At 34.3% G+C, this 25,353-nt stretch carries 26 protein-coding genes; 17 read left to right on the forward strand and 9 right to left on the reverse strand.

Translation table 11 applies throughout. The features are described 5' to 3' along the window. Nucleotides 1-12: 12 nt before the first annotated feature. The 9 genes from ACFS3A_RS15575 (at nucleotide 13) to ACFS3A_RS15615 (ending at nucleotide 8,868) form a co-directional block, all read left to right on the forward strand. A complete protein-coding gene (locus ACFS3A_RS15575; RefSeq protein ID WP_379826485.1) occupies nucleotides 13-1,110 on the forward strand; it encodes a fatty acid desaturase family protein in 1,098 nt (365 codons plus the stop codon). Between the two features lie 74 nt (nucleotides 1,111-1,184). Further along, nucleotides 1,185-2,375 (forward strand): pyridoxal phosphate-dependent aminotransferase, encoded by a 1,191-nt coding sequence (locus ACFS3A_RS15580; protein WP_379826486.1) that lies wholly within the window; start codon nucleotides 1,185-1,187, stop codon nucleotides 2,373-2,375. A gap of 364 nt (nucleotides 2,376-2,739) precedes the next feature. Continuing rightward, nucleotides 2,740-3,195: a ferritin-like domain-containing protein gene (locus ACFS3A_RS15585; protein ID WP_379826487.1), complete on the forward strand. Its 456-nt coding sequence runs from the start codon at nucleotides 2,740-2,742 to the stop codon at nucleotides 3,193-3,195. A gap of 129 nt (nucleotides 3,196-3,324) precedes the next feature. After that, entirely contained in the window at nucleotides 3,325-3,915 is a 591-nt protein-coding gene (locus ACFS3A_RS15590; protein ID WP_379826488.1) for a hypothetical protein, read from the forward strand. Nucleotides 3,916-4,048: 133 nt separating this feature from the next. Then, nucleotides 4,049-5,917, forward strand: a complete 1,869-nt coding sequence (locus ACFS3A_RS15595) for a peptidase U32 family protein (RefSeq protein WP_379826489.1) — start codon at nucleotides 4,049-4,051, stop codon at nucleotides 5,915-5,917. A gap of 406 nt (nucleotides 5,918-6,323) precedes the next feature. Further along, a complete protein-coding gene (locus tag ACFS3A_RS15600; protein ID WP_379826490.1) occupies nucleotides 6,324-6,812 on the forward strand; it encodes a hypothetical protein in 489 nt (162 codons plus the stop codon). Further along, nucleotides 6,809-7,969, forward strand: a complete 1,161-nt coding sequence (gene purT / locus ACFS3A_RS15605; RefSeq protein ID WP_379826491.1) for a formate-dependent phosphoribosylglycinamide formyltransferase — start codon at nucleotides 6,809-6,811, stop codon at nucleotides 7,967-7,969. The genes ACFS3A_RS15600 and purT overlap by 4 nt, the downstream gene beginning before the upstream one ends. A 3-nt stretch (nucleotides 7,970-7,972) precedes the next feature. Further along, complete coding sequence (locus ACFS3A_RS15610) at nucleotides 7,973-8,293, forward strand: DUF6370 family protein (protein WP_379826492.1); 321 nt, start codon at nucleotides 7,973-7,975, stop codon at nucleotides 8,291-8,293. Continuing rightward, nucleotides 8,293-8,868, forward strand: a complete 576-nt coding sequence (locus tag ACFS3A_RS15615; RefSeq protein ID WP_379826493.1) for a Crp/Fnr family transcriptional regulator — start codon at nucleotides 8,293-8,295, stop codon at nucleotides 8,866-8,868. The genes ACFS3A_RS15610 and ACFS3A_RS15615 overlap by 1 nt, the downstream gene beginning before the upstream one ends. Before the next feature lie 80 nt (nucleotides 8,869-8,948). Here the strand turns inward: ACFS3A_RS15615 and aceA are convergent, their stop codons facing one another. Together aceA and aceB are read right to left on the reverse strand one after the other, a co-directional pair. Next, the gene (gene aceA, locus ACFS3A_RS15620) at nucleotides 8,949-10,229 is read right to left on the reverse strand and encodes an isocitrate lyase (RefSeq protein WP_379826494.1); all 1,281 of its coding nucleotides are present in this window, start codon (nucleotides 10,227-10,229) and stop codon (nucleotides 8,949-8,951) included. A gap of 221 nt (nucleotides 10,230-10,450) precedes the next feature. Further along, a complete protein-coding gene (gene aceB, locus ACFS3A_RS15625; protein WP_379826495.1) occupies nucleotides 10,451-12,052 on the reverse strand; it encodes a malate synthase A in 1,602 nt (533 codons plus the stop codon). A gap of 209 nt (nucleotides 12,053-12,261) precedes the next feature. Between aceB and ACFS3A_RS15630 the strand changes: the two genes are divergently transcribed. The 4 genes from ACFS3A_RS15630 (at nucleotide 12,262) to ACFS3A_RS15645 (ending at nucleotide 16,112) form a co-directional block, all read left to right on the forward strand. Further along, on the forward strand, nucleotides 12,262-13,743 hold the full coding sequence (locus tag ACFS3A_RS15630; protein ID WP_379826496.1) for a helix-turn-helix domain-containing protein: 1,482 nt from the start codon (nucleotides 12,262-12,264) through the stop codon (nucleotides 13,741-13,743). 6 nt (nucleotides 13,744-13,749) lie between these two features. Beyond that, the gene (locus tag ACFS3A_RS15635; protein WP_379826497.1) at nucleotides 13,750-14,109 is read left to right on the forward strand and encodes a hypothetical protein; all 360 of its coding nucleotides are present in this window, start codon (nucleotides 13,750-13,752) and stop codon (nucleotides 14,107-14,109) included. A gap of 500 nt (nucleotides 14,110-14,609) precedes the next feature. Next, nucleotides 14,610-15,326 (forward strand): pirin family protein, encoded by a 717-nt coding sequence (locus tag ACFS3A_RS15640; protein ID WP_379826498.1) that lies wholly within the window; start codon nucleotides 14,610-14,612, stop codon nucleotides 15,324-15,326. Between the two features lie 252 nt (nucleotides 15,327-15,578). Continuing rightward, nucleotides 15,579-16,112 (forward strand): YceI family protein, encoded by a 534-nt coding sequence (locus ACFS3A_RS15645; RefSeq protein ID WP_379826499.1) that lies wholly within the window; start codon nucleotides 15,579-15,581, stop codon nucleotides 16,110-16,112. A gap of 197 nt (nucleotides 16,113-16,309) precedes the next feature. Here the strand turns inward: ACFS3A_RS15645 and ACFS3A_RS15650 are convergent, their stop codons facing one another. Then, nucleotides 16,310-17,173: a helix-turn-helix domain-containing protein gene (locus tag ACFS3A_RS15650; protein ID WP_379826500.1), complete on the reverse strand. Its 864-nt coding sequence runs from the start codon at nucleotides 17,171-17,173 to the stop codon at nucleotides 16,310-16,312. Nucleotides 17,174-17,356: 183 nt separating this feature from the next. Here ACFS3A_RS15650 and ACFS3A_RS15655 point away from each other — a divergent pair, with 183 nt between their 5' ends. Both ACFS3A_RS15655 and fabD read left to right on the forward strand, forming a co-directional pair. After that, nucleotides 17,357-17,719, forward strand: a complete 363-nt coding sequence (locus ACFS3A_RS15655) for a DUF983 domain-containing protein (protein ID WP_379826501.1) — start codon at nucleotides 17,357-17,359, stop codon at nucleotides 17,717-17,719. A gap of 71 nt (nucleotides 17,720-17,790) precedes the next feature. Then, complete coding sequence (fabD, locus tag ACFS3A_RS15660; RefSeq protein WP_379826502.1) at nucleotides 17,791-18,663, forward strand: ACP S-malonyltransferase; 873 nt, start codon at nucleotides 17,791-17,793, stop codon at nucleotides 18,661-18,663. Nucleotides 18,664-19,145: 482 nt separating this feature from the next. Here the strand turns inward: fabD and ACFS3A_RS15665 are convergent, their stop codons facing one another. The 4 genes from ACFS3A_RS15665 to ACFS3A_RS15680 all read right to left on the reverse strand — a co-directional run bounded on the left by ACFS3A_RS15665 (nucleotide 19,146) and on the right by ACFS3A_RS15680 (nucleotide 22,741). Next, nucleotides 19,146-20,051 carry a DMT family transporter gene (locus ACFS3A_RS15665; protein ID WP_379826503.1) on the reverse strand — a complete coding sequence of 302 codons (906 nt, stop codon included), beginning with the start codon at nucleotides 20,049-20,051 and terminating at the stop codon, nucleotides 19,146-19,148. Between the two features lie 78 nt (nucleotides 20,052-20,129). Then, entirely contained in the window at nucleotides 20,130-21,146 is a 1,017-nt protein-coding gene (gene galE / locus ACFS3A_RS15670; protein WP_379826504.1) for a UDP-glucose 4-epimerase GalE, read from the reverse strand. 15 nt (nucleotides 21,147-21,161) lie between these two features. Next, nucleotides 21,162-21,602 carry a nuclear transport factor 2 family protein gene (locus ACFS3A_RS15675; RefSeq protein ID WP_379826505.1) on the reverse strand — a complete coding sequence of 147 codons (441 nt, stop codon included), beginning with the start codon at nucleotides 21,600-21,602 and terminating at the stop codon, nucleotides 21,162-21,164. A 5-nt stretch (nucleotides 21,603-21,607) separates the two neighbouring features. Continuing rightward, nucleotides 21,608-22,741 carry a DegT/DnrJ/EryC1/StrS family aminotransferase gene (locus ACFS3A_RS15680; protein ID WP_379826506.1) on the reverse strand — a complete coding sequence of 378 codons (1,134 nt, stop codon included), beginning with the start codon at nucleotides 22,739-22,741 and terminating at the stop codon, nucleotides 21,608-21,610. A gap of 134 nt (nucleotides 22,742-22,875) precedes the next feature. Between ACFS3A_RS15680 and ACFS3A_RS15685 the strand changes: the two genes are divergently transcribed. Next, complete coding sequence (locus ACFS3A_RS15685) at nucleotides 22,876-24,117, forward strand: 3-deoxy-D-manno-octulosonic acid transferase (protein WP_379826507.1); 1,242 nt, start codon at nucleotides 22,876-22,878, stop codon at nucleotides 24,115-24,117. 339 nt (nucleotides 24,118-24,456) lie between these two features. Continuing rightward, nucleotides 24,457-24,672: a PG1828 family lipoprotein gene (locus ACFS3A_RS15690; protein ID WP_091492463.1), complete on the forward strand. Its 216-nt coding sequence runs from the start codon at nucleotides 24,457-24,459 to the stop codon at nucleotides 24,670-24,672. A 125-nt stretch (nucleotides 24,673-24,797) separates the two neighbouring features. Here the strand turns inward: ACFS3A_RS15690 and ACFS3A_RS15695 are convergent, their stop codons facing one another. Beyond that, complete coding sequence (locus tag ACFS3A_RS15695) at nucleotides 24,798-25,181, reverse strand: DUF1508 domain-containing protein (RefSeq protein ID WP_379826508.1); 384 nt, start codon at nucleotides 25,179-25,181, stop codon at nucleotides 24,798-24,800. Continuing rightward, on the reverse strand, nucleotides 25,166-25,353 hold a 188-nt coding region (locus ACFS3A_RS15700; protein ID WP_379826509.1), incomplete at its 5' end, for a hypothetical protein. The genes ACFS3A_RS15695 and ACFS3A_RS15700, both read right to left, overlap by 16 nt.

The following is a 25,353-nucleotide window of genomic DNA, read 5'->3' on the forward strand; positions in this document are numbered from 1 at the left end:
TTTAAAACAATTATGAATAACAACGCTCCAATTTTTGCAAGGCAAGACAATCTGAAGTTTTTCAGAACACTTAACTCACGGGTAAACAATTACTTTAAGGAGAACAACATTCAGAAAACCGGAAACTGGAAGTTACACTTAAAAGCCGTTATTCTATTCGCAGTTTTCCTAACACCATACTTTTTAATCCTTACATTAGAAATGCCTTTTTGGGTAATGCTGCTTTTATCAATTGTAATTGGTATTGGAATGGCAGGGGTTGGAATGAATGTAATGCATGACGGAAATCACGGTTCCTATTCTACCAAAAGCTGGATTAATAAATTTATGGGAGGAACAATTTATGTTCTTGCCGGTAATGTTTACAACTGGCAGGTACAACATAATGTACTTCATCACACTTATACTAATATCCCTGGCCACGACGAAGATCTTGATGCAGGAAGAATTATTCGTTTTACAGAACATGCTGAATGGCATAGTTTTCATCGTTTTCAACATTATTATTCTGTTTTTTTATATGGCTTATTGACTTTCAATTGGGCTATTACAACAGATTTCAAGCAGATGCGTAATTACTTAAAAAGAAAATTATCTTACGGAGAACCAAAAAGTCCTAAAATTCTTTGGACAACATTAATTATTACTAAAATCATTTATATTTCAATCTGGATTGTATTACCAATGTTAATTGGCATTACATGGTGGAAAGTACTTCTAGGATTTTTTGTAATGCATTATACAGCAGGATTAATTTTAAGTGTAGTTTTCCAATTAGCACATGTTGTTGATCACACAACAAACCCAACTCCAAACGATTTAGGAGAAATGGACAATACTTGGGCAATCCACCAATTGTATACTACAACTAACTTTGCACCAAAAAATGCAATTGTAAATTGGTACACTGGCGGTTTAAACCATCAAATCGAACATCATATTTTTCCAAATATCAGCCATATTCATTACGGTAAAATTGCCAAAATTGTAAAAGAAACAGCAAAAGAGTGCAACCTGCCTTATTACGAATATAAAACAATGCGAAGTGCTATTATTGCTCACTTCAAACATTTGCGTGATTTGGGAATGAAACCAGAATTATCAGTTTAAAAACTAAAAAAAATCTATTAATAATAACCTTCCTTAATCAACACAGCAAATTAAGGACATTCAAAATTTTTATAATGAACCATATTCTTTCGGACAGAATCAACAACCTTGCGACTTCACAGACATTAGCAATGGCCGCTTTGGCAAGAGAATTAAAAGCACAAGGAAAAGACATTATCAGTTTAAGTTTAGGGGAACCAGATTTCAATACTCCTGACTTTATCAAAGAAGCTGCAAAAAAAGCCATCGACGATAATTACAGCACATACTCTCCAGTTGATGGATACCAGGATTTAAAAGAAGCTATCTGCAGAAAATTTAAAAGAGACAATGATTTAGAATACAAACCATCTCAAATCGTAGTTTCTACAGGAGCAAAACAATCTTTATACAACATTGCACAAGTAATGTTAAACGACGGTGACGAAGTAATTTTACCAGCACCTTACTGGGTTTCTTATTTTGAAATCGTAAAACTTTCTGGCGGAGTTCCAGTTGAAGTTCCAACTTCTGTTGAAACTGACTTTAAAATTACTCCAGAACAATTAGAAGCTGCCATCACACCAAAAACAAAAATGATGTGGTTTTCTTCTCCATGCAATCCTTCAGGATCTGTTTACAGCAGAGAAGAATTAACAGCATTGGCAAAAGTTTTAGAAAAACATCCAAATATTTACGTAGTTGCAGATGAAATTTATGAGCACATCAATTTCTCAGGAACTTTCTGCAGTATCGGTTCCATTCCGGGAATGTTAGAAAAAACAATCACTGTAAACGGAGTTGCAAAAGCATTTGCCATGACAGGATACAGAATTGGTTACATTGGAGCTCCTGAATTTATTGCAAAAGCATGTACAAAAATCCAAGGGCAAGTAACATCTGGCGCAAACTCTGTAGCACAAAGAGCTACAATTACAGCCGTAGATGCTGACCCAAGCGTATTAAACGAAATGGTTCAGGCTTTCCACGGTCGTAGAGATTTAGTGGTTGGATTATTAAAAGAAATCCCGGGAGTAAAAATCAACGTTCCAGAAGGAGCATTCTACGTATTCCCAGACGTTTCTTCTTTCTTCGGAAAAACATTAAAAGGAACTGAAATTAAAGATGCAAACGATGTTTCGATGTATCTTTTAGCTGAGGCAAACGTAGCAACAGTAACCGGAGATGCTTTTGGAAATCCAAACTGTATTCGTTTCTCTTACGCAACAAGCAACGACATTTTAAAAGAAGCATTACGCAGAATCAAAGAAGCTTTGACTGCATAACAATATTCTAAAGTTTTATTAAAACGGCTTAAGGTTCAAAAGTTTCATCACTTTTATACTTTAAGCTGTTTTTTTATGGGCTTATTTTGGGCGTGTCCCTCCGGGTCGGGCTATCCGTTACAAGTCCTCGCCTGTTCGTTCCTCACGGCTGTGGGCTTTTCTCTCCTATCCCTCACGCAAACCGTAAAACAAGAAAATTCATTTTCAAAAAAAATTACTTGAATCTGCTTAATCAGCGTCAAACAAAATATAAGTTTCAAAATTCCCATTCCACAATATTGTAAAACCACGCTTGCAATCCTGTAAAACATAACTCTTTAGAAATCGACAACTTTGTAATGTATTAATTTAAAAATTATTAGTCATGATACATACAGATGAAACCACACAAGAAGCAGTAAAAACTTTAGAAGGATTAATTTCAATTCTTGAAGATGGAAAACTAGGATATACAAACGCAGCAGAACATGTAGAAAACCCAGCCATTAAAACTGATTTTCTAGAATACGCCCGCGAAAGAGCCTTATTTATTGTTGAATTACAAGATGAAATCAACAAACTAGGAAAATCAACCGACACTTCAGGCGGAGGTCCATTAGGCGCTTTGCACAGAACTTGGATTGATATTAAATCATCTTTTACAGGTGGCGACACAGAAGCCATTATTAATGCTTGTGTTACTGGAGAAGAAGCTGCTATTGAAAAATACAAAAAAGCACTCGAAGATAATCATTTGGAACACGGCCAGATTTACATTATTTCAAAACAATTAAATAGTATTGAAAATACGTTGTCACAAATTAAAATAAAAGCGAACTAATTACCATTAATACTTTTATTTTAGAAAAACTATCTGGTTTAAATAATCAGGTAGTTTTTTTATTATTAAATTTTGAAATAATATTCCTACTTTAGTCGCGTCTTTTAAAAAATTAAAAAAATCGTTTTTATGACCTTAAATCAACGCTATTTTATTACTATTGTTTTTACAATATTATTTGTATCCCATTCAAAAGCCCAAACAGAAGGCAAATTTATTAAAGGATCTATTGGTTACGGAGCCAGCAGTTCTTATTACATCGAAGATTATGGAAGTCAGGAGGAAGTAGACGTTATGGGAGGCGGGCTTTACCTTCAAGGCGAATATATTATAGGAGTAAAATCATGGTTTAGTATAAGACCTTACGCGGGAGCTATTTTTGAATCTGTAGAAAAAAATCAAAATATCCAAAATCAACCTCAGTATAAAGTAACAACTAACGCATTTTTAATAGGAAGCAAAATCCGTCTTTGTGCCCCAATACCATGGGTTGCGCCATTTATTGAAGGCGGTATTGGAACCTCTATAGGAAAATTTGAAACCTTTACACCAAATGTTAATTTCAACAAAAGTGATGTTTTGCTGCATATCCCGTTTAGTATTGGATTAGCAGTTGGCAGACATAACAATTTTGAGATCGGGATTTCCGGGTATTTCCATCCAGCTGCAAAACAGTCAACCGCTGTATTTGCCTTGGGATATTCTTTTCCAATTGATTAATATAAATTTATCATCATTCCATATTAAGTTAACAAATTCAAAAAAATCGCTTCATCACTAGCAAACTCAAATAATTTATCAGACCTTTGCACACTTTTTTTCGGGAATACCACAAAAGTCTAAAGTTTTAGTAATGAAGAAGAAAATCGAAATATTAGCTCCTGCTAGAGATTTAATTGGAGGAATCGCAGCCATAAATAGTGGTGCCGATGCCGTATATATTGGTGCACCGCAATTTGGCGCACGTTCTAATGCTAACAACTCAATCGAAGATGTTGCTGAACTAGTAAAATATGCGCATTTATTTAACGCACAAGTTTTTGTGGTAATGAATACCATTTTATACGACAACGAATTAGAAACGTGTCGTGCCATGATCTGGGAGTTATACGATATTGGTGTTGATGCCTTGATTATTCAGGACATGGCGATTATGGAAATGGACTTGCCTCCTATCGTACTTCATGCCAGTACACAAGCCAATAATCGTGATGCTGATAAAATTAAATTCTTAAAAGACGCTGGTATCAAACGTGTAGTTTTAGCACGTGAATTAAACTTGCATCAAATTAAAACTATATACGATCACGCAGATGTTGAATTAGAGTTTTTCGTAACGGGAGCATTATGCGTATCTTTCAGCGGAAACTGTTATATGAGTGTGGCAAACGGAGAACGTAGCGCGAACCGTGGTTCTTGCGCTCAAAACTGCCGTTTACCTTATAACTTAATCGACGGAAACGGAGATACTTTAATCAGAAACAGTCACTTGCTTTCGATCAAAGATTTAGATGTTTCAGATCAGATTCCGAATTTGATTGAAGCTGGAATCGTTTCTTTCAAAATCGAAGGAAGATTAAAAGATGTTGCTTACGTTAAAAACAACGTTTCTTATTTACGTCAAAAATTAGACAGCTATTTAGAAGGAAGTGATAAATACACAAAAGCTTCTTCTGGAAAATGTACGTATACTTTTGATTCTACTTTAAGCAGAACTTTCAACCGTGGTTATACCGATTATTTCGTAAACGAAAGACACGCTAGTATTGGTTCTTGGGAAAGTCCAAAATCAAAAGGTCAATATATTGGTAAATTAATCCGAACTGTTGGAAACGCTTACGAAATCGAAAATGGCGAATTACTAAACAACGGCGACGGACTTTGCTTCATCAATGAAAATAATGAAGCTGACGGAATCTACGTAAACAAAGCCGAGAACGGAAAAGTTTATCCAAACGTTTTAAAAGAAATAAAAGACGGAACTTTCATTTACCGTAATAACGATATTGCTTTCATCAAAATTGTAGAAAGAGAAGACAGTGCGATCCGTAAAATCGGAACGACTTTATTACTTACTGAAAACGAAAACGGTTTTGAATTAATCGCAACCGACGAAGACGGAAACGTAAGTACAGTTATTTTAGAGCATTCAAAAGAGCATACTAAAACCGGCGAATCAATCGAAGAAAACATAAAAGTTCAATTGGCAAAAACTGGTTTTACACCTTACAGCGCTGACGAAATCAACATTATGTTCTCTCAAAACTGGTTCCTTCCAATTTCAAAAATCAACGAAATGAGAAGAACGGTTTACGAGCAATTATCAGAAATTCGTTTGGCAAATTACAAACGCGAAGAACACCAATTAGTAAAAACGTCACATCCGTATCCTGAAACTAAATTGGATTTCATGTACAATGTTTCGAACAAAACGGCTCGTAAATTCTACGAACGCCACGGTGTAACCGAAATCGAAAAAGCATTCGAATTACAATGGGATCCAGGAAAATCTCGTGTAATGACAACCAAATATTGCATCAAATACGAATTAAAAAAATGCCCGATACACCAAAAAGATATCGTTGGTGTTAAAGTAAAAGAACCTTTAGTTTTAAAACAGGGAGAATTGGAATACAAACTAAAATTCAACTGCAAACCCTGCGAAATGGAAATCTGGGAAAAAGATGCTGAATTTGAAATTGAAGAAGATCATTTTCATTAACATACAAACCGATACTTTTTAAAAGAAGTATCGGTTTTTTATTTTGGGCGTGTCCCTCCGCGGCGAACCGGGCTATCCGTTACAAGTCCTCGCCTGTTCGCTCCTCACGGCTGTAGGCTTTCCACTTCTATCCCTCACGCAAACGGTTTCATAAGAACTTTCACGTTTATAATTTCATTTCATACTTTCCACAATCTTGTCATTCCGAGGAACGAGGAATCTCCACGAGTAACTCCGTTCCAATAAACCAATCTTTGTCGAGCTACTTGCGGAGATTCCTCGTTCCTCGGAATGACAAACGGTGTGGTTACTTAATGTAAAAATTAAACTAAAATCCGCCGAATCTCCAAAATCTACATGAGAATAATTCTCATTTTATTTATCTTTACTCTCAAAATAATTTTAAATGGAATCAAAAAGCAACATTCAAAAATACGCAGTCATTGCTGGAATTTTTGTGACCGCTTTTTTTCCACTTTTAATTTTTTCAAAAAGCCTTTTCATCGACTTATGTATACAAATATGTGATTTTGGTGTATTTTGGAACCCAATATTTTGGGGGATTCTATTTCCATTATTTATTGTATTCCTCTTTTGGAATACCTCAAAGAAACTTTATTATTCATTAAATCAAATCACTTATTTTCAAGCTTGTTCTCAATTTTCCTTTGGTGTGAGCTCAAAAATCATAATATCTTTTTTCACAATTTATATCATCGGAAAATTTATTAATGAAATATCTGCTCCATTACAATCACAATTTTTAGATCAAATCGTTTTTTCAATATTAATGATGTTATTTTTATCATTCATATTAATGGCCCTAACCTTTATAAGCAGTTTAATAATTGTAAAAGCAAGCCAAAACACCCAAACTTTAAATCAAACAAAATGAAAATACTACTCCTAGGTTCAGGCGAATTAGGCAAAGAATTTGTCATTGCCGCACAACGAATCGGACAAACCATAATTGCAGTTGACAGTTACGAAAATGCACCAGCCATGCAAGTTGCACACGGTTTTGAAGTCATCAACATGCTCGACGGCGAAGCGCTTGACCGAATCGTAGCCAAACACCAACCCGATTTTATAGTTCCAGAAATAGAAGCCATTCGTACCGAACGTTTTTACGATTACGAAAAGCAAGGCATCACTGTTGTTCCTTCAGCGAAAGCGGCAAACTTTACCATGAACCGTAAAGCTATTCGTGATTTAGCGGCAAAAGAACTCGGACTAAGAACTGCAAAATATCAATACGCAACTTCAGCAGAAGAATTGCAAAAAGCCGTTCAGGAAGTTGGAATTCCGTGCGTGGTAAAACCCTTAATGTCTTCATCAGGAAAAGGACAATCGACTATCAAAACAGAAAGCGATATCGAAAAAGCGTGGCAATATGCCGTTGCAGGTTCGCGTGGCGATGTTATTGAAGTTATTGTAGAAGCTTTTGTAAATTTTGATTCTGAAATTACGCTTTTAACGATTACTCAAAATAATAACCCGACTTTATTTTGTGCTCCAATTGGTCACAGACAAGAAAGAGGCGATTATCAAGAAAGCTGGCAACCGGCTTTGGTTTCAGAAAAAGACTTGTACGAAGCACAGGATATGGCTGAAAAAATTACCGAAGCACTTGGCGGAGCTGGACTTTTTGGCGTTGAATTTTTCCTAACAAAAGAAGGCGTTTATTTCTCTGAACTTTCTCCGCGTCCGCATGATACTGGCATGGTAACTTTGGCGGGAACGCAAAATTTCAACGAATTTGAATTGCATTTAAGAGCAATTTTAAGTCTTCCGGTTTTTGAAATTACTTTAGAAAAAGCCGGAGCAAGTGCCGTAATTTTAGCATCAGAAGATTCTGCAAATCCAACTTTTACCGGAATCGAAAAAGTAGCCGCTTTACCAAAAACTGATTTCAGGATTTTCGGCAAACCGACTTCAAGACCTTACCGCCGAATGGGAGTTGTTTTAAGCCACGATTCACTTGCGACTCCAATTAACGAAATAACAGAACGCGCCAAAGAAACGGCAAAATTAATAACTGTAAATTCATAGAAAATGAAAAAACTTATATTCATGATTTTCCTTTTTATTGGGATTTCAACTCAGGCACAAGACAAAAAGAAATTTGATAAACCAACAATTGTTGAAGCTTCATGCGGAGAATGCCAATTCGGAATGAAAGGCAAAAGCTGTGATTTAGCGGTTCGCATCGAGGGAAAAAGCTATTTCGTGGACGGAACTACAATTCACGATCACGGAGACGCACACGCCGAAAAAGGGTTCTGCAATGCGATCAGTAAAGCTTTAGTTACGGGAGAAATTAAAGGAAACAGATTTAAAGCGACTTCATTTTCCTTAATCGACGATAAAAAATAATGGCTTTAATTCTTCAAAACATTGCCAAACACGTTTCTTTGACACCAGAAGAACAGGCGCTTTTTTTATCTAAACTGGAAACCAATACTTACAAAGCTAAAACGCTTTTATTAAATGCCGGCGAAGTCTGCAAACATTCCTATTTTGTGAACTCAGGTATCCTAAGAAGTTTCAATATCAACGATAATATCGTAGAACACGTTCTTTCTTTTGCCTGCGAAGGCTGGTGGATGAGCGATATGTATAGCTTTTTTTCGCAAAAACCAGGACAGCTTTTTATTGAAGTTCTGGAAGAAGCTGAAGTAGTTTCGTTATCTAAAGAAAATCAAGAGCAATTGTATCTTGAAATTCCAAAATTGGAACGCTTTTTCAGGATTTTAATTGAAAACTCTTTAGTTGCGAATCAACAGCGATTAATGGATAATTTAAGTTTACCTGCAGAAGAACGTTTCGATAAATTCACTAAGAAATACGGAACATTAGTTCACAAAGTTCCTCAAAAACAAATCGCTTCTTTCATTGGCGTAACACCGGAATTCTTCAGCAAAATGAAAGCTAGGCTTTTAAAAAAATAAAATTTTCCGCCACGAATTCACGAATTATTTTTTTATAATCTTTGAGAATAAAAATTCGTGAATTCGTGGCGGAAAAAAAATTAAAATTGCTCAACCTCTGTAGAATGTTCCATCGCCGTTATTGCTGATTTTCCAAGCATTACTGTATTTTGAACAGCGTCAAAATAAGAAGTCCCTACAAAAGCTTGATGTTTTACGGCTCTGAATCCGTTTTTCTGCAAAGCGAATTCACGTTCCTGCAATTCAGAATATCCGGCCATTCCTCGCTCTTTGTAGGCTTTAGACAATTCGAACATACTGGTATTCAAGGCATGGAATCCTGCTAAAGTGATGAATTGGAAACTATATCCCATTGCTGCCAAATCTTCTCTAAATGTTTCCATTTCAGCAACCGTTAATTTTGCTGCCCAATTGAAAGATGGCGAACAATTATATGCTAACATTTTATCTGGGAATTCTTTTTTCATTGCTTTTGCAAACTTTCTCGCATAATCTAAATCGGGATTACTAGTTTCCATCCAAATTAAATCGGCATAAGGCGCGTAGCTCAAACCTCTTGCAATTCCCTGATCGATTCCGTTTTTTACATAGAAGAAACCTTCTGCCGTTTTTTCTCCTGTTAGAAATTTTCTGTCTCTAGGATCGGCATCGCTTGTTAATAAATTAGCTGCATCGGCATCCGTTCTGGCAACAATTAAAGTTGAAACGCCCATAACATCTGAAGCCAATCGTGCTGCAATTAATTTATTAATCGCTTCCTGAGTTGGCACCAAAACTTTTCCGCCCAGATGCCCACATTTTTTAGCCGAACTTAATTGATCTTCAAAATGCACTCCAGAAGCTCCTGCTTCAATCATCGACTTCATTAATTCGAAAGCATTTAGGTTTCCCCCAAAACCAGCTTCGGCATCAGCCACAATCGGAACCAGATAATCTTTTTTATCTTCAATATTATTTACAGTCTGAATTTGATCAGCGCGCAGTAAAGCGTTGTTGATTTTTTTAACAACCATCGGAACGCTGTTTACCGGATAGAGCGATTGGTCAGGATACATTTCGCCTGCCAAATTTGCATCAGCAGCAACCTGCCATCCGCTCAAATAAATCGCTTCTAAACCCGCGTCAACTTCTTGAATCGCTTGATTTCCAGTCAACGCTCCCAAACCCGCAACATAATCCTGACTTTTTAACTTTCTCCATAATTTTTCTGCACCTATTTTGGCAATAGAATGCTCAATTTTATAAGACCCTTGAAGTGTTACTACTTCACTCGCAGTGTAAGGACGTTCAACACCTTTCCATCTCGGGTTCGTGATCCAATCGTTAATCAATTCCTGAATTCTGTCTTCTGTTGTTTTCATAAATAGTATAGTTAAGTTGGTTAGTAAGTAATAGTGTTCAGTTCACAGTTAAAAGTGTTCAGTTTTTAACTGGAAGTTTTTTTTAAACACATAGAGACATAGCTATCCTTTGTGGTTAAAGGCGTTTCACTTATTTCAATGCACATAGCTATGTGTGAAAAACTAGTTTTTTTATCTTTTATTTAAAATTAAAATCTATGTTTCTATGTGTTTCAAATAAATTATAAATATTTATAACACGGAATAGTTAGAAAATCCACAAAATGTAGATTTACAACCAGTCTTTCCAGCATTTTCTCTGCTAATGGAAACTGTTGTTTTTCATAGTTTTCTACTCCTAATTCGGTTTTTATTTTTCTGAATTCATCTAAAGCCAATTCATGATAATACGCTAAATCTAATTTTCGTCCATTATCTAAAATCACTTTATTTTGAAGCCATTGCCACAATTGCGATCTCGAAATTTCGGCCGTTGCGGCGTCTTCCATTAAATTATGCAAAGCTGCGGCGCCTTGTCCGTTTAGCCAGGAAGCCAGATATAAAACTCCAACATTAATATTTTTTCGAACACCATTTTCAGTTATCATTCCAATTGGTGGTTCAATCAAATCAGCTTCTGTGATTTTTCGATGTTCTCTTTTAATGTGAATTTGATTTGGCGTTGGCATTCCTTTATCAAAAATTTCTTTTGCAAGGGAAACCAAATCTGGATGCGCTACCCAAGTTCCGTCGTGTCCGTTTTTTACTTCACGTTCTTTGTCGGTTCTTACTTTTGCGAAAGCGACTGCATTGGCTTCTTCATTATTTCGAATCGGAATCTGTGCGGCCATTCCGCCGATCGCATGAATTCCTCTTTTATGACATCTTTGAATAACTAGATTCGAATAGGCATTCATAAAAGGTGAAGTCATAGTTACCTGATCACGATCCGGAACGATGAATTTTGGATTTTTTCTGAACTTTTTGATGTAGGAGAAAATATAATCCCAACGTCCGCAGTTCAAGCCAACAATATGTTCTTTCAATTCGTAAATAATTTCGTCCAGTTGAAAACTTGCCGTTATGGTTTCAATTAAAACCGTCACTTTTATCGTTCCTCTTTCCAGTTTCAAATAATCCTCGGTAAAATCAATTACATTATTCCACCAGCGTGCTTCTAGATAATGTTCTAATTTCGGAATGTAGAAATACGGCCCAGAATTGTTTTCTAAAAGGCGTTTATAATTATGAAAAACATACAAACCAAAATCTACCAAAGAACCTGAAACTTCTTTTCCTTCAACTAAAAGATGCTTTTCTGGCAAATGCAAACCTCTCGGACGTACAATTAGCGTTGCGATTTTTTCATTTAAATGATAGGATTTCTGTTTTACCAAATCCGTATAAGTAATTGTTTTGTTTACCGCATCGATTAGATTTACTTGTCCGTCCATCAAATTTTGCCAAGTTGGCGAAGTGCTGTCTTCAAAATCTGCCATAAAGGTTTTTGCTCCCGAATTCAAAGCGTTGATGATCATTTTACGATCAACTGGTCCTGTGATTTCTACTCTACGATCTAATAAATCTTTCGGAATTTCACCAGCTTTCCAATTGCCTTCTCTTACGCTTTTGGTTTCCGGAATAAAAACTGGCATGATTCCCTGATCAAAAGTGACTTGTTTTTGTTCTCTCTGTAAAAGCAATAATTTTCGTTGTGATTCGAATTTTCTATGCAATTCAGTTATAAAAACAATCGCTTCTTCTGTCCAGATTTTTGGATAACGAAGCTTCTTTTCGGCTAAAAATTCCATTGCCGTTTCGGTAATTTCTAATTGGTTCTTCATAGCTGTGGTTTTATTTTTTTATTATAAAAAAAATCTCGTCGTTACATCATTGTTCATTCATTTCAGAATATCAAAATCGTAACGTTTTGATTTTTAATAATTTCTACATGACAATATTATAAAAAAGTTTTTTACAAAACAAGCGAACGTTCGCTAAATATTAAAAATAATTTTTTGGCGATTATTTTTAGAATAACTATATTTGGTTCATGGATATCGAAAAAGACTATATAAAGCTGATCTTCGGACTAAAATTGAAGCAAGTCAGAACGCAAAAAAATCTGTCACTTTTTGGCTTAGCCAAATTGACAAATCTTTCAAAATCGTATTTAAACGAGATTGAAAAGGGAAAAAAATATCCAAAAACAGATAAAATTTTATTGCTCTGCGAGCATTTGGACGTGACTTACGACCAAATGGTGTCTTTGAAACTCGACAACAACCTGGCTCCGATTGGCGAAATATTAAAATCCGGAATTTTAAAAGAGATTCCGCTAGAGCTTTTCGGGATTCAGGAAGCCGATTTAATTGATATTATTGCCAATGCTCCGGCAAAAGTCAATGCATTTATTAGTACGATTATCGAAATTGCACAACATTATAATTTAAGCCGTGAAAGCTTCTTTTTGGCTTCTTTGCGTTCGTATCAGGAAGCGCACAGTAATTATTTTGAGGATTTAGAAGAGAAAGTAATTGCGTTTTCGAAGTCGTTTCAGATCAATTTAGATTCTAAAATTACTGTAGAAGAATTAGAGGCGATTTTAAAAGAAGAATACGAATACAATATCAAAGAAATTGTGTTTGCAGATCAGGAAGCTTTAGACGATTTGCGTTCGATTTATGTTCCGAAAAGCAAAACTTTATTGCTTTCTACAGAACTTGACGCTCCGCAGAAAGCGTTTATTTTAGCCAAAGAAATTGCGTACAATTATTTGAAAATTTCAGATCGGCTGTTGACTTTCAGCTGGATCAAGTTTGAAAATTTCGATCAGGTTCTGCATAATTTTTACGCTTCTTATTTTGCCGGTGCTTTATTGTTGCCAAGAAAATTGGTTGTAGATAAAATCAATACTTTTTTAGAAAATGAAAATCCAAAACCGGAAGAATTTGTTCAATTAATTGAAAGTTTTGAAGTTTCGCCTGAATCTTTTTATCAGCGATTAACGAATTTATTACCGAAAGATTTTCAGCTGAAAAACTTATTCTTTTTAAGATTATCACATAAAATTGGCTCCGATTTTTATCAGATAAATAAAGAATTGCACATTACGCACCAACAGGAACCGCATGCCAATGAAACGAACGAGCATTATTGCAGAAGATGGGTTTCGGTAAAAACGATTGACGAAGCGATCAAACAAAATAAATCTCATTTTTTTGATGCGCAAATATCGAGTTATGCGAATAGCGGAAACGAATATTTAGTATTTTCATCAGCCACAAAAGATCCTTTTGCAGAGAATTATATCCGCAGTATTTCTGTTGGTATTTTGATTAATTCAACAATGAAAAAGAAATTCAAATTCATTGACGGAAAACCTTTGGTCAAAAGAATTGTTGGTGTAACTTGCGAGACCTGCGCTGTACAAGATTGTTTAGAAAGAAGCGCTCCGCCGACTGTTTTGGAGAAAGAGAAACGTCATGAGAATACGGATGCCGTTGTTCAGCAGTTTATAAATCAATATAGTTAGAATATCATGAAATATCTCGCTTTGCTAATCACTTTAGTTTCGATTAACTTCATTCAGAAAACGGATAAACTTACTGGCCGTTATAATTATTTGATTGAAGATGATAATGCTTATATTCAAAAAGACAAAATTACTTTTAAGGATAGTGTTTTTGTTTTTGATAACAAGTATTTACCAAAAGGAAAAATTTCTTATGGTAATGTAATATTGTTGGATAATTTCATTAATACTGATTTGATTATAAGTATTCCTAAAGATCAAATTGCAAAAGACACGATTCCTTTTTTTATGCATGATAAGAAAAGTTCTTCTGCGAATTACCTTGATGAAGTGGTTGGAAAAGGGAAATTGATTAGGATTAAATAATTCAGCGCAATCTTGTCATCCTGAGGAACGAAGGATCACACTCGGAACTCGACAAAGATTGGCGATTATGCATGCCGAATTTCTTGTGTGACCCTTCGTTCCTCAATGACAAACTGCGTGGTTGCTTTAAGGCAAAAAAATATTGTAATTTCTAATCTTTGCCGAACTTCATGCGTAGAATGGATTAAAATCCATCCCTGCAATATGTTTCGTTCCTTCGGAACTTTTAAATGAATTAAAATATACATTTCTTATAAAAATGAATTTTCTAATATAGCCCCGATAGAAGTGGAAATCCTTTTGTGCCGGTCCCAATAACTATCGGGAGGCACAAAAGATTGAAACGGATAGCGGGACGTCAGGTCTTTTGAAAACGAAAATTTCTGCTCCAGAAAAAACTTAGCATCTTAAAGCCTCAGAACCTTTCTTAATCTACATTAAGTGCTTTTCCTCTACATCGACCGTATCTTTGTACTATAAAAATCAAAACACACAAAATCATGGAAAATATAGTATTGCACAAAGCAGAAACAAGAGGAAACGCAAATCACGGTTGGCTAAACGCTTATCATAGCTTTAGTTTTGCGAGCTGGTACAATCCGGATAGAATTCAGTTTGGAGCGCTTCGTGTTTTGAACGATGATACAATTGCGGGCGGAATGGGTTTTGGAACGCATCCTCACGATAATATGGAAATTATTACGATTCCGTTAGAAGGTGATTTGGCTCATAAAGATAGTATGGGAAATACTGAAATTATCAAAAACGGAGATATTCAGGTAATGAGCGCCGGAACTGGTGTTCAACATAGTGAGTTTAACCCAAATGCTGATCAGCAGACAAAATTGTTGCAGATTTGGCTGTTTCCAAATAAAAGAAATGTTACGCCACGCTACCAACAAATCACTTTGGATGTTGCTGACAGACATAATAAATTATCTCAAATTTTATCTCCAAATGCGGATGATGAAGGAGTTTGGATTCATCAAGATGCTTGGTTCAACATGGGAAATTTTGATGCCGGAATCGCAACAGAATATAAAATTAAAAAAGAAGGAAATGGAGTTTATGCTTTCGTTTTAAAAGGAAATGTTACGATCAACGGCCAGGAATTGAATACTCGTGATGCGGTTGGAATTTCAGGAACTGACGCTTTAAATATCCAAGCCAATACAGATGCGGAATTTTTATTGATGGACATTCCGATGAATTATTAATTCAAACAAAAACAATTAATACCTGTACCTTGAAACGATAACAAATCTGTAAATCAGATTATTATCGTTTCTTTTTTTACCTAAACTTTACATTGAACTAAAAAAGAAAACTTAAATTTATAAGTAATAAATCTGTTTTACAGAAATTGAAAATCTTTTATTTCTTAATCTAGGTTAAGTGCTTCAGGACAACTGTCACCGTAACTTTGTCCTATCAAAATGAAATTAATTAATTATTTAAAAAATAAAATTATGGCAACTACAAAATGGTCAATTGACCCAACTCACTCAGAAATTGGTTTTAAAGTTAAACACATGATGTTTACAAATGTTTCAGGTAAATTTGGAACTTATGACGCTACAATTACTACAGACGGAGACAACTTCGAAAATGCTCAAATTGAATTTTCTGCTGATATCGCATCTGTTGATACTGCAAACGCAGACAGAGACGGGCATTTAAGAAGCGGGGATTTCTTTGATGCTGAGAATCATCCAAAATTAACTTTCAAAGCTTCTTCTTTCAAAAAAATCAATGAAGGAACTTATGAAATTACTGGAGATTTAAACATTAAAGGTGTTTCTAAAAGCGTAACTTTTCCTGTAGAATACAGCGGAATCCTTACTGATCCTTGGGGAAATACTAAAGTTGGTTTAAGCATTGAAGGAAAAATTAATCGTAAAGATTGGGGTTTAAACTGGAACTCAGCTCTTGAAACTGGAGGAGTTTTAGTAGGAGAAGAAGTGAAATTAAACATTGAGTTACAATTTGTAAAACAAGCTTAATACTTTATAAATAGGTTTTAATTTGGTTGGTTAAAAAGCCTGTACTTTTTCTCGGGAGTGCAGGCTTTTTTTATAGCCACGAATTCACGAATTATTTTTTTCTTTTACCACAGATTAAAAGGTTTTCACAGATTTAATCCAAATAATCCTTTAAATCTGTGGCAAATAAAATTCGTGAATTCGTGGCTATAAAAAAATCAACGCACTGTATTTCGAAATTCTGTGGGTGAAATTCCTGTTTGTTTTTTGAAGAATCGAGAGAAATAGGAATAATCTTCGTAGCCTACTTTGAATGCCACTTCGTTTACGGCTAATTGTTTGTCGATTAACATTCGTTTTATTTCTAGGATTACGCGATCTGTGATAACTTCCGTAGCGGTTTTTTGCAAAATTTCGTTGCAGATTCTGTTTAGATGTTTTAGCGTAATATTTAATTTTTCTGCGTAGAAAGAAGGTAGTTTTTGGGTTCTGAAATATTCTTCTAAAAGTGATTCGAATTTGTTGATTTTGATATTGTATGAATGCGTTTGATGCGAATAGGTTTCTCCATATTTTCTCGCTACTTCAATGTGAATGCAGTCCAGTAAATTCAATAATTTATCTAATTGATATTTGTTAACTTGACTATTTTCCTGAATCAGTAAATCAAAATACGGAAGGATTTTCGGGATTTCTTTTTCTTCAAAAACCATTTCAGGTCGATTTTGAATGGAATGATAAAAATTATATTCGTTGATCTTTTTTTGTCCAAAATACAGATTGTACAATTCCTGCGAAAAGATAATTACAAAGCCTTCGATATCTTCGGACAAACTCCAATGATGCATTTGTCCTGGCTGAAGCACAAATAAACTCCCTCTTTTAATTTCGAATTGGTCAAAATCAACTTCGTGCTGTCCTGAACCTTTCGTAAAAAATACCATTAAATAGGAATCATGCCTATGCGGTTCTTCGACAAAACTGTGGTTTTTTAGATGTTCTTTAAATGTATTTACATAAAAATCCTTGTGAATATCGTTACAACTAAAATTCTGAACACTATAAATTGGGTATTTTTTCATATATGTAGAATTTATTTTTAATTGGTATATATGCAATCGCCGAATCACTTTTTAGTTCTTAAGATAGCTTAAGGTAGGCAATGTCATAACAAATGTCTTTATTGTGCTATAATAAGCGAAGATACTAAAAAGACTATTATCCTGCTCTGATTTACCTTTGTATAAACAAAAATCAACACTATCATGTCAAGCGCATTAACACATATTTTAAAAAACGAATGTCCTGTTTGTCATAAAGGAAAAGTTTTTACAGACAAAAATATTTTTCTGAATTTCAGCTTTCCAAAAATGAATGAATATTGCAGCCATTGCAATTATAAATTCCAAAAAGAACCTGGTTATTTCTTTGGCGCCATGTACGTAAACTACGGATTAACCGTGGCTCAGGGAATCGCAACCTATTGTATTGCACAGTTTTTCTTTGAGAAGAATTTTGATTTGAGAATCTTTCCAATTATTGCTGCTGCAATTGTTTTATTCACTCCTTTTAATCTTCGATTTTCAAGATTAGCGTGGATTTACATGTTTAAGGATTATACGAAATAAAAAAATAGTACTTTTGCGCACCAATTGAAACTAATTTTCAATTTAAAAAAAGTAAAAATTAAATTAGACAAATGAAAGCATACGTATTTCCAGGTCAAGGTGCGCAATTCACAGGAATGGGTAAAGACCTTTATGAAAATTCGGCTTTAGCCAAAGAATTATTCGAAAAAGCCAATGAAATTTTAGGCTTCAGAATTACTGATATTATGTTTGAAGGTACTGCCGAAGAACTAAAAGAAACTAAAGTTACACAGCCAGCTGTATTTTTACACTCTGTTATTTTAGCTAAAACTTTAGAAGATTTCAAACCAGAAATGGTTGCAGGACATTCATTAGGCGAATTTTCAGCTTTGGTTGCTAACGGAACTTTATCTTTTGAAGATGGTTTAAAATTAGTTTCTCAACGTGCTCTTGCTATGCAGAAAGCTTGCGAAATCACTCCATCTACAATGGCTGCGGTTTTAGGTTTAGCCGATAATGTTGTAGAAGAAGTTTGTGCTTCTATCGACGGTGTTGTAGTTGCTGCCAACTATAACTGTCCTGGGCAATTAGTAATTTCTGGAGAAACAACCGCTGTTGAAAAAGCTTGTGAAGCCATGAAAGCTGCCGGAGCAAAACGTGCTTTAATTTTACCTGTTGGAGGTGCGTTTCACTCGCCAATGATGGAACCAGCAAGAGAAGAATTAGCTGCTGCAATTGAAGCAACTACTTTCTCTGCTCCTAGCTGTCCAGTATACCAAAACGTTACAGCAAATGCTGTTTCTGATGCCGCAGAAATTAAAAAGAACTTAATCATTCAATTGACTGCTCCTGTAAAATGGACTCAATCTGTACAGCAAATGATCGCTGACGGTGCAACTTTGTTTACTGAAGTTGGCCCTGGAAAAGTATTGGCTGGTTTGATTAATAAAATTGATAAAGAAGCTGCTACTGCTAACGCATAATTAGTGTTCAGTATTCAGTTTTTAGTGATCAGTTAAAAACTATACGCATAAAAAATCCTCATAGACTTATGTTTATGAGGATTTTTTTTAATGCTATTTTTTCCAAGGATAATTTTGAATTCTTTTAGACATTTCATTCTTAAATTCAGCTGGAGTTAAGCCTTTTTTAAATTCAGCCTCAAAATCAAAAGTTTTTATATCTATTCCTTTCTGTTTATTTTTTTCTTCTTTATAATTTCTTCCATTCCACCATTCTCCAATCCTTCTTTTCGATTCTTCTTTTGCTTCCTCAAGAGTTAAACCTTTTGCAAACTCGGCATCAAAATCAAAAGTTTCAGGATCAATTCCTTTAAATTTAGGCTTTTGAACTTCGTATCAACTCTAGGCTCTTCAACCTTATTTTTCTTTTATTTTCTTTATCCGAATCCATTATTCCTACACTTTTAATTCTTACAAATTTACAAAATAAATTGAAGCGAAATTTACACAACTTTCTTTTCCTTTTTCTTGTAATTCACAATGAAAACTCCAAGAATAATCAACGCTGTAGCAATAATAAAATCAATTGTAATGACTTCATCCAAAAGTAACCAACCCAGAAAAACCGCAATTATAGTATTGATGTAAGACAAAATAGAAACCTGAACTGCTGTAACATGTTTTAAAGCATAATTATAACAGAAGAAAGCAATCACAGATCCAAAGATTGATAAATACAAAGCCGCAAAAATACTTCTTGAACTCCACGAACTAAAGTCAGGATTTGGCGAAAAGACAGAAGCCAAAACCAACTGAATGCAAGATGCGATTGTAAATTGGTAAAACAAATTAAGGGTTATATTTTTCGATTTATTAGCATGTGTTTTAGTATAAATTGTTCCTGCCGCCCAAGCCAGAATTGCAAATCCCATAAACATCATTCCTGTTCTGTAATTGACATCTAAAAACGACACAAGTCCATCTTTAAAAATAAAAACGACACCAGAAAACCCAATAATCACTCCTGTAAACCCCTTTAAACTCATTTTTTGCAATCCAAACATAATACTGCCTAAGAAAATAAGAATTGGGGTTAGTGCATTTATTACTGATGCTAGTCCGCTTGGGATATTCTGTTCTGCAATTGTCGTAAAACCATTTGCAATCACTAGCATTAAAACCGAAGCAATAAGCTGTTGTTTAAAATTCCCCCAGCCAATCCATTTTAATTCCTTTTTGAATAATAAAATGATCATCATAATCAATCCCGCCAAACCCTGACGAATTGAAGTCACAAACCAGGGCGGAATCGTTTCAACTGCAACCTTAATCCCTAAAAATGTTGTCCCCCAAACAATCCCAACAGCTGCAAGGGCTATAATTAATTTATAATCTAAATTTTGTTTCATAAAATACCAGTTAAAAAAAAATCCCAAATTATATTGCTATAATCTGGGACTTTAAAAATTTATAGTTTTATTAAAAAACTATTTATTCCTCACTTTTTGTTCCCATTTCCAAGCACTCGCCATTGCTTCGTCTAAACTTAATTCAGCCTTCCATCCTAAGACATTATTCGCCTTATCTGTGTTTGCATAAGCTTCTGTAATATCGCCTTCACGACGAGGCTTAATTACGTATGGCAATTTTTTGTCGCTTACTTTTTCAAAACTATGAATAACCTCAAGAACAGAACTTCCTTTTCCTGTTCCTAAATTGAAAGTTTCCACTTTTGCTAAATTCTTTTTATTTAATAAACGTTGCAATGCAATTACGTGTGCTTTCGCTAAATCTACTACGTGAATGTAATCACGAATTGCAGTTCCGTCTGGTGTTGGGTAATCGTTTCCAAAAACTGATAATTCCTGACGCAATCCTACTCCTGTTTGTGTAATAAATGGAACTAAATTTTGCGGAACTCCTAATGGCAATTCTCCAATTTCAGTTGAAGAATGTGCTCCAACCGGATTAAAGTAACGCAATAAAATAGCGCTGATATTAGTCACTTTCGCTGTATCTGTAATAATTTCTTCTCCAATTTGTTTGGTATTTCCATAAGGAGACATTGCTGCCTGAACTGGAGCATCTTCTGTAATTGGCATTTTTTCGGCTTGACCGTAAACCGTACAAGATGAACTAAAAATAAAACTTGCTTCAGGTTTTTGCTGTAATTCTTGCAGCAAATAAACTAAACTGCTAATATTGTTTTCATAATACAACAAAGGCTGTTCAACACTTTCTCCAACTGCTTTTGAAGCTGCAAAATGAATCACACCAGTAACGTCATTATGTTTTTTAAAGAAATCCTGAACGGCACTTTTTTCTCTTAAATCAATTTTTTCGAATAAAGGCGTTTTTCCTGTAATGGCTGTAATACCTTTTAAAACATCTTCTGAAGAATTCGAAAGATTATCAATTATCACTACTTCATAGCCTTCATTTTGCAATTCGACTACTGTGTGAGAACCTATAAATCCTAATCCTCCTGTTACTAATACTTTCATTTTGTGGTTGTTTTTTTATGTAGTTAATTTATAAGCTTGTCGGGCAATAAGTATCCATTTACTTTTTTGCTTCTGCCAAACCAACATTATTCCTATTTTAATATCCCTATCTATTCCGTCATCTTTGGTATGAGCCGACAAAACATGTCGAACTATGGCAACATCATTCTGAACAGAGATAGTCTGGTTTTGAAAATCAATAGATACAAAATCTGATTTTCCACTAACTATTCCGTCGATAAATTCAGCTTGATTTTGAAAATTACCATTGGAATGGACATAATTTAATTGATCTGAAGTCAATGCTTTCAATTTTGCTCCATCAGCATCAATCATTGCCTGACGCAAAATTTCAACTTGACTGCTGACAGCATTTTCTTCTTTAGCATTCGCTTTTTGAGCCAAAACTGAAAACTGAATAAGAATCATCAAAATTAAAAGGCTAAGTCTTCTCATCTTTTTTACTTATTTAAAAATTCTAAAATAGAATCGGTAATAAATTTAATTTGCTCGTCATCAAGTTCTGTATGCATTGGCAAAGCAATCACTTCCTGCACTAATTGATTGGTAACCGGAAATTGCTCTTCTTTATAACGAGGATCCAAATATGCTTTTTGAGAGTGTAACGGAATTGGATAATAAATTGCACACGGAATTCCTTTATCCAACAAATGCTGCATTAAAGCATTTCTGTCCGCATCTAAAATTCTCAAAACATACTGATGAAAAACATGATCATTTTCGTTTGCATCAAAATCTGGAGTTATGATGTGAGCATTACCGGCAAAAGCAGCATTGTACTTAGTTGCAGCCAAACGACGCGCTTGATTGTATTCATCTAAAAGCGGCAATTTTGCATTTAAAACTCCTGCCTGAATACTGTCTAAACGTGAATTTACTCCCACAACATCATGATGGTAACGTTCGTACATTCCGTGATTTACGATTCCACGAATGATGTGTGCTAATTTATCATCATTTGTAAAAATTGCTCCACCGTCTCCATAACAACCTAAGTTTTTAGAAGGAAAAAATGAAGTTGCCGCAACATGACCAATTGTACCCACTTTAACTTTTGATCCGGATTTAGAAATATAATCTGCTCCAATTGCCTGTGCGTTATCTTCAATTACATATAAATTATGTTCTGCAGCAATTTCCATAATCGCATCCATATTAGCAGCACGCCCAAATAAATGTACCGGAACAATTGCTTTTGTTTTTGGTGTAATTGCTTTTTTTACTGCTTCAATATCAATATTCATATTATGCAAATCAACATCTACTAAAACCGGAGTTAATTGTAGCAAAGCAATAACCTCAACTGTAGCTGCAAAAGTAAAATCGGCAGTGATAACTTCATCGCCTGGCTTCAAATCTAATCCCATCATGGCAATCTGCAAAGCATCGGTACCATTTGCACAAGGAATAACATGTTTTACCCCTAAATAGTCTTCAAGATTTTTTTGAAACTGGTGAACTAAAGGCCCATTAATATAAGTATTGGTATCTAAAACCTCCTGAATTGAGGCGTCTACAGTAGATTTTATTTTTTCGTATTGACTTTTTAAGTCAACCATTTGTATTTTTTTCATTTTTGAATAATGTTTAAAATTAAAGACTCTATTTTAGCAGAAATCTCTAAAAGGAGGAACAAAAATAGTTATTAATAGCTTCAAACCAATGAAAATAGTCGAAAGAAATGTAATTTAGCCACAAAAATTATTACATGCTTTTTTTATATAATTTAACCATATACATCGCAGGATTTTTCTTAAGAATTATAGCGCTATTTAGTCCGAAAATTAAGCTTTTTGTTGAAGGCAGAAAAAACATATTTTCTATTTTAGAAGAGAAAATTAAAGCAGACGATAAAACAATTTGGTTTCACGCTGCTTCTCTCGGTGAGTACGAACAAGGTCTGCCTGTAATAGAAAAAATCAAAGAAAGACATCCTAAACACAAAATAATTGTAAGTTTCTTTTCTCCATCCGGATACGAAGTGCGTAAAAACAACACAATTGCAGATGTTACGATTTACCTTCCTCTTGATACCAAAAGCAATGCTAAACGGTTTTTAAAATTAATTCATCCTGAATTTGCCTTTTTTATCAAATATGAATTCTGGCTAAACTATTTAAAAGAGCTAAAGAAAAGCAAAACACCAACTTATTTAATATCCGGCATTTTCAGAGACAGCCAAATGTTTTTTAAATGGTACGGAGGATTTTACAGAAATGCTTTAAAAGCTTTTACCTATTTCTTTCTTCAAAATGAAAGTTCAAAGCAAAAAATTGAAGCAATTGGATTTAAAAATGTAATTGTTTCAGGCGACACTCGTTTTGACCGTGTAAATGCAATCTTAGAAAGAGACAACTCGCTTGATTATATTGAAAATTTCAAAAACAACCAACAAACTATCGTAATTGGAAGTTCCTGGCCAAAAGACGAAGTTTTACTTGCCGAATACATCAATCAGGCTCCTGAAAACATCAAATTCATTATCGCACCACACAATATCAAAGCCGATCAGATTGCAAACCTTAAATCAGAGATTACAAAATCAACCGTTTTATTTTCTGAAAAAGAAAACAAAGATTTATCCGGCTACAATGTTTTTATAATTGACACTGTCGGAATTTTAACCAAAATCTACAGCTATGGAACAATCGCTTACGTTGGAGGTGGTTTTGGTAATCCGGGAATTCATAACATTTTAGAACCCGCAACTTTTGGAATTCCAATTGTAATTGGACCAAATTATTCCAATTTTGCTGAAGCAGTTTCCCTTGTAGAATTACGAGGTTGTACCGTTATCTCCAATCCGGAAGAATTAAAAGTTATTTTTGACAAATTACTATCCGACAATTCTTTATACAAAGAGAAAAGTGAGATCTGCAAATCATTCATTCAAAACAATAAAGGTGCAACTGAAACTATCTTAAAAAACGTTTTTCAGCCGCTTAAATAACAATTCAAAAAACAAAAAAAGACATTTTTATGAAAATTAAACTGATTAAAATGTATTTTTTAAAAAGATGAATGTTTACAAAATCACTCAAAAAACAAAATAAAGCACAAAAATTCCAATTGAAAGAGCCAAAACAACGATAGAATTTTCAACAAAAAATTATTTAGACAAAACATACGATAATATAAAATATTTTTTCTATTTTGGCATATTATTTGATAACTAAGATAATCGTGAGTAAGGAAAATATTTTAAAAAAAAAGTGAAAAAATATTTTACGTATTAAAAAATTTATATCTTTGCCACGAATTAATAATTAACCTTTTATAATAAAGTAAGATGAAAAAAGTATTTTTAAGTTTAGCTGTTGTTGCTGTTTTAACTGTTGTATCTTGTAAAAAAGCTGACGCTGCTGCTACAGAAGCTGCTGTAGATTCTACTGCTGTAACTGTTGATTCTGCTGCTGCTGTTGTTGATTCTGCTGCTGCAACTGTTGATTCTGCTGCTGCTAAAGTTGATTCTGCTGCTGCTAAAGTAGAAGAAGTAAAAAAATAATTAGAACCTAGTTTCTAACGATTTTAAAACCATCTTTTGAGATGGTTTTTTTTTGTGATCAATTTTAAAATTGATTTACTTCAAAATAAAAAAGCGCTCACAATTGTGAACGCTTTTTTTTATATTTATTCCGCCGCTTCTTCAAGTTCCTCCTCAACATCTTCATCTCCAAAAATAGACTCGCTCGAAGAAAAATCCAAAATTTCCGACCTCGAAGAATAAGTCACAATTTCTTTAATCCCCTTTTGCAAAAGCAATTCCGTACTATACTTTCGGCTTGTCGCAAAATGAACTTCTCCAAGCATCAGTTTAAAAAAATACTTCCCTCCAGAGCCTTTAAACTTCAAAAACTTCGCAAGCTCAATATTCGCTTTAAATTTCTCAATATCTTCCTCACACTCAAACCTCAATTCATAACTCAAACTCGTAAAAATCACTTTTCCCCTTCGAGAAGTAAACGTAAATTTATATTCATCATTAAATCGCTTACTAATTACAAAAGCACCCATTTAGAAATTTTAGATTTTAAATTGTTGATTTTTTTTCTGAGATTCTGAGATTCTGAGATTCTGAGATTCTGAGATTCTGAGATTCTGAGATTCTGAGATTCTGAGATTCTGAGATTCTGAGATTCTGAGATTCTGAGATTCTGAGATTCTGAGATTCTGAGATTCTGAGATT

Source organism: Flavobacterium notoginsengisoli (assembly GCF_042686225.1).
GTDB classification, from domain to species: domain Bacteria; phylum Bacteroidota; class Bacteroidia; order Flavobacteriales; family Flavobacteriaceae; genus Flavobacterium; species Flavobacterium notoginsengisoli.